Genomic DNA, 5,542 nt, shown 5'->3' with positions numbered 1-5,542 from the left:
GTTGCGGGTCGTGCGAGGCAGCGTGTTCGACGTCGTCGTCGACATCCGCCGCTCCTCGCCGACATTCGGTCAATGGTCGGCGCTGGAGATTTCGGCGGAGAAAGGAAATCAGATCCTGGTGCCCAAGGGATATGCGCACGGCTTCGTTACGCTCGTGCCGGACACCGAGATTCTGTATAAGGTCACCGACACCTACTCGCCCGGGCATGACCGGTCGATCCGCTTCGACGATCCGGCGATCGGCATAAGATGGCCGGCGCTTCCCGGCGGCTTCCAGCTTTCCGACAAGGACCGCAACGCGCCATTGCTTGCCGAGGCGGAGGTGTTCGCGTGAGGAGGGACGGCGGCATGAATTTCCTGGTCACCGGCGGCGCCGGCTTCATCGGCTCGGCCGTGTGCCGGCATCTGTGCGCCAATCCGGCCTACCGCGTCACCAATCTTGACAAGCTCACCTATGCCGGCAACCTCGCGTCGCTGCGGCCGATCGAGAACGCGCATAACTACCGCTTCGAGCAGGCCGACATCTGCGACGAGCGCGCGGTGCTGGAAATCTTGCGCCGCGACGACATCGACATCGTCATGAACCTCGCCGCCGAGAGCCATGTCGACCGCTCGATCGACGGGCCCGGCGCCTTCATCGAGACCAACATCGTCGGCACCTACCGCATCCTGAATGCGGCGCTGGAATACTGGCGCGGCCTGTCCGAGGAGCGCAAGACGGGCTTCCGCTTCCATCATGTCTCGACCGACGAGGTGTTCGGCGACCTGCCTTTCGACGGCGGCATGTTCGTGGAGGAAACGCCCTATGCGCCGTCCTCGCCCTATTCGGCCTCGAAGGCGGCCTCCGACCATCTGGTGCGGGCCTGGCACGAGACCTATGGCCTGCCTGTGGTGCTTTCCAACTGCTCGAACAATTACGGGCCGTACCATTTCCCCGAAAAGCTGATCCCGCTGGTCATCCTCAACGCGCTCGACGAGAAGCCGCTGCCGGTCTACGGCGCCGGCGCCAATGTGCGCGACTGGCTGTTCGTCGAGGATCACGCGCGGGCCCTCGAGCTGGTGGCCACCAAGGGGCGGCCGGGTGAGAGCTACAATGTCGGCGGCAATTCCGAACGCACCAATCTCGGCGTCGTCGAGGCGATTTGCGATCTTCTCGACCTCAGGCGCCCGCGCGCCAGCGGCAAGCGCTATCGCGAGCTGATCGCCTTCGTCACCGATCGCCCTGGACATGACCGTCGCTACGCGATCGACGCCTCCAAGATCGCGCGCGACCTCGGCTGGGCGCCGCGGGAGAATTTCGACAGCGGCCTGGCCAGGACCGTCGACTGGTATCTCGACAACAAGTGGTGGTGGGGGCCGATCCGCGAGCAGCGCTACGCTGGCGAGCGGCTGGGCCATGGCGCGGTCGCAAACAGCCAAAACAGTCCGGTCGCAAGCAGCTCAACGGGGAACGCGGCCGAGAGCAGGAAGGTAATTACGTGAGGCTTGCCGTCACCGGACGCGAGGGCCAGGTCGCAGCAAGCCTGGTCGAGGCGGCGCGGGGTCGCGACGATGTCGAAGTCGTCGCCGTCGGCCGCCCGGCGCTCGACCTTGCGCGGCCCGGCACGGTGTTCGCGGCATTGGAAGCGGCAAGGCCCGACATCGTCGTTTCCGCCGCCGCCTACACCGCCGTCGACCAGGCCGAGGACGAGAAGGAACTGGCCTTCGCGGTGAACGCAACCGGCGCCGGCAAGGTGGCCGAAGCCGCGGCGAGGCTCGGCGTCCCCGTCATCCACCTGTCGACCGACTATGTCTTCGACGGCACCAGGGACGGCGCCTATGTCGAGACCGACCCGACCGCGCCGCTCGGCGTCTACGGCGCCTCCAAGCTCGCCGGCGAAGCGGCCGTGGCGGCGGCAAACCCGCGCCACCTCATCCTGCGCACGGCCTGGGTCTACAGCCCCTTCGGCAAGAACTTCGTCAAGACGATGCTGAGGCTGGCCGGTGACCGCGACGAGATCGCGGTCGTCGCCGACCAATGGGGCAATCCGACATCCGCGCTCGACATCGCCGACGCCATCCTGCATGCGGCGGCGAGGCTGGGAGACGACAGGAATTTCGCCGCCTTCGGCATCTACCACTTGGCGGGCGAGGGCGAGATCACCTGGAGCGGCTTTGCCCGTCACATCCTCGACACAAGCAAGGCGTTTGGTGGCCCGCACGCCAAAGTGCGCGATATCGCGACGAGCGACTATCCGACCAAGGCCAGGCGCCCGCAAAATTCGCGGCTGTCGAGCGCGAAGTTCGCGGGTGTGTTCGGGTGGCAGGCGCCGCAGTGGCGGGCTTCGGTCGAGGCCGTTATACGACATCTTCCGATTGGAAGGATCCCTGTGGAATAGCGGACGGCCGTATATCCACTGTCTTGGCCTGCGTTGTTTAGGGGCCAGCTGTGCGTAGGTTCAGGCAGAGATTGACAAGCCACGTCGCGAAACCTAAGCACGAGCAGCTTGCGGGGTCGGGGGGCTCGGCAACTCAAGGAGACCTTCTTGAAAGGCACTATCCTTGCTGAACGCAGAGGAACATTCTTCTGCTCATCGATATTAGAAGTATCTAATATTAATTCGAAAAATACAGCAAGCCACTCAGGTGGCTGATCTATAGCGATGCGTTACCCGATGCTCCGCATCCGCCGCAATGCTGTCGCAGGGCTCGCGAAATCGATGTCAATTTGCCTAACTCGCACCGGGCCAGATTTCTTCGGAAAGGATGGCAAACGGTGGCTTTGAAGTTCGGTACCAGTGGACTGCGCGGTCTCGTCAGCGAGCTTCGAGGGCCGCCGGCGTACACCTATACAGTCGCCTTTCTGCGCATGCTCCGGGATCGAGGCGCATTGAATGAAGGCTCGAACGTCTATGTCGGACGTGACCTTCGCGCGTCCAGTCCCGACATCGCGCAGCTTGTTCGCGCGGCGATCGCCAAGGCCGGGCAGGTGCCGGTCGATTGTGGAGCGTTACCGACGCCAGCGCTCGCGCTTCACGCCAGCAGCAAAAACGCTCCGGCAATAATGGTCACGGGCAGTCACATTCCCGACGACAGAAATGGCCTCAAATTTTACCGGGCGGACGGCGAGATCGACAAGCGCGACGAACACGACATCGTCGAGATCCACGCGGCCGTGGGGGATAGCGTTCCGTCACTGTCTGCAGTTGATCCCGTGCGGTTAGGCGCCGAGCCGTCCCAGGGTTACATGAACCGCTTTCTAGGCTTCTTTGAAAAAGACAGCCTCTCCGGTCTGCGCGTCGGCGTCTACCAGCATTCTTCTGTGGCAAGGGACATCATTGTCGATATTCTTCGCGGACTTGGCGCCGACGCGATTGCTCTGGGCCGGGCCGAATCTTTTATTCCGGTCGACACCGAGGCGCTCAGGCAGGAGGATGTGGCGCTTCTCAAGCAATGGGCGGCGGCGGAACCGTTCGATGCGATCGTGTCCACCGATGGCGACGGCGACAGGCCGCTCGTGGCGGACGCTGCCGGTATTTTAGTGCGCGGCGATCTTGTAGGTGCCATCACCGCGCATTTCTTGGGTGCCGATTGCGTCGTCACGCCGGTCAGCTCCAACTCTGGTCTGGAACGTTGCGGTTATTTTGCAAGGGTGGTCCGCACGCGCGTGGGCTCGCCCTACGTTATTGAAGGTATCGCGACCGCTCTCGCCGAGGGCGGAAAATGTGTCGTCGGGTTCGAGGCGAATGGCGGCGTTCTGCTCGGCTCGCCCGTCGAGAAGGGTGAGCGCACCCTTCCGGCTTTGCAGACGCGGGATTCGGTATTGCCAATCCTTTGCGTGCTTTCGGCGATTGCAAAGACCGGCCGTCCGCTCGCGGAGATAGCGGCCGACTTTCGCTTTCTCTCCGGCGCAAGCGGTCGGCTTGAAGGCGTGCCGACCGAGAATAGCGCGTCCTTTCTCGGCAAGCTGGCGGCTGACGCAACCTATGCCGACAGGATCTTCTCGGTTCTCGGCGGCATAGCCAATATTGACAACCATGACGGTGTGCGTATCACCGCCCGTAACGGAGAAGTTGTGCATTTCCGTGCGTCGGGCAACGCGCCTGAATTGCGCTGCTACGTCGAGACTAAGGCGGAATCGCGCGCAGACGAATTGCTTGGTTGGGGCCTCGCTCTCGGCCGGGCTCAAATCTTGGAAAGTTGAAGTTTGACCAATATCGTTCCTGTCATCATCAGCGGCGGCGTCGGCTCCCGGCTATGGCCGATTTCCCGCGCATTGCATCCGAAGCCCTTCATCCCGCTGCCGGAAGGCGGGACGCTCATTCGAAAGACTTACGCCCGCGCCGTGGAGCTTGAAGGCGTCGATCACGTCGTGACCGTCACCAACCGTGATCTGCTGTTTCTTACCGCCGATGAATATGCGGAGGTCGCGGCTCCGGAGGTGAAGAACACATTCCTGCTGGAGCCGTTCGGCCGCGATACCGCGGCCGCAGTTGCGCTCGCGGCATTGCACGTCGCGCAAGAGAACCCAGACGCCATCCTGGTCGTGCTTCCTGCGGATCACCTGATAGTTGATCAGGCCGGCTTCCGCGCGAGCGTCGCGAAAGCGGCGGCGTTTGCGGCCTCCGGCCAGATCGTCACATTCGGGGTGAAGCCTGACCGCCCGGAAACGGGCTTTGGCTACATCGAGGCCGAGGGCGATAGAGTTCTTCGGTTCGTGGAAAAGCCGAATGCGGCCACCGCAGCCCAATTCATCGCCAGCGGCCGCTTCTTCTGGAATTCAGGGATGTTCTGTTTCACCGCCCGCTCGATGCTCGAAGCTATGCAGGACCTATGCCCGGACATCTTGTCCAATGCGCGCAGGGCTCTCGAGAAAGGCAGGACAACGGATAGCGCCGACAGACTTACTGTCGAGGTGGATAGGGACAGCTTCGCGGCCGTTCCCGCCGTTTCCATCGACTATGCGGTGATGGAGAAGGCAGGCAACGTGGGTTTCGTGCCCTGCGGTTTCGATTGGTCGGACATTGGCTCATGGTCTGTGCTGTCGGAGCTTGTTCCGGCCGACGACAAGGGCAACCGCGCCACCGGCGAGGCAATCCTGCACGACGCGGCGAACTGCTATGTGCACAGCGAAGATCGGCTGGTCGGTCTTGTCGGCGTCTCGGATCTTTTGATCGTGGACACGCCGGACGCGCTTCTGGTCGCGCACAAGGACAAGGCACAGGAGGTGAAGGACCTCTATAACCGTCTCAAGGGGGCGGGGCACGAGACGGCGACGCTGCATCGCACTGTGCATCGCCCATGGGGCACCTATACCGTGCTGGAGGAAGGACACCGCTTCAAGATCAAGCGGATTGAAGTGAAGCCAAATGGCCGCCTGAGCCTCCAGGCGCATCACCACCGCTCCGAGCACTGGGTGGTGGTAAGCGGAACCGCCAAGGTCGTTAACGGCGAGAGCGAAATCCTACTCACGATCAACCAGTCCACCTACATCCCCTGCGGTCACAAGCATCGCCTGGAAAATCCCGGCATCCTTCCGCTCGTGATGATCGAGGTGCAAAGC

General features: G+C 62.8%; 5 protein-coding genes. All 5 read left to right on the top strand.

Annotated elements, in window-relative coordinates; all coding sequences use genetic code 11:
• Nucleotides 1-334, top strand: a 334-nt coding sequence (gene rfbC / locus EOD07_RS20525; RefSeq protein ID WP_164772384.1) for a dTDP-4-dehydrorhamnose 3,5-epimerase, incomplete at its 5' end; no start/stop codon positions are given.
• A gap of 14 nt (nucleotides 335-348) precedes the next feature.
• Nucleotides 349-1,482, top strand: coding sequence for a dTDP-glucose 4,6-dehydratase (rfbB, locus tag EOD07_RS20520; RefSeq protein WP_245470343.1), 1,134 nt, complete (start codon nucleotides 349-351; stop codon nucleotides 1,480-1,482).
• The gene (gene rfbD / locus EOD07_RS20515) at nucleotides 1,479-2,378 is read left to right on the top strand and encodes a dTDP-4-dehydrorhamnose reductase (RefSeq protein ID WP_127236761.1); all 900 of its coding nucleotides are present in this window, start codon (nucleotides 1,479-1,481) and stop codon (nucleotides 2,376-2,378) included. The genes rfbB and rfbD overlap by 4 nt, the downstream gene beginning before the upstream one ends.
• Before the next feature lie 377 nt (nucleotides 2,379-2,755).
• Nucleotides 2,756-4,183, top strand: a complete 1,428-nt coding sequence (locus EOD07_RS20510; protein WP_245470342.1) for a phosphomannomutase — start codon at nucleotides 2,756-2,758, stop codon at nucleotides 4,181-4,183.
• Nucleotides 4,184-4,186: 3 nt separating this feature from the next.
• The coding region (locus tag EOD07_RS20505) for a mannose-1-phosphate guanylyltransferase/mannose-6-phosphate isomerase (RefSeq protein WP_206519510.1) at nucleotides 4,187-5,542 on the top strand (1,356 nt) is incomplete at its 3' end.

It is taken from the genome of Mesorhizobium sp. M2C.T.Ca.TU.002.02.1.1 (assembly GCF_003997225.1).
This window is presented reverse-complemented; position numbering and strand designations above follow the sequence as displayed.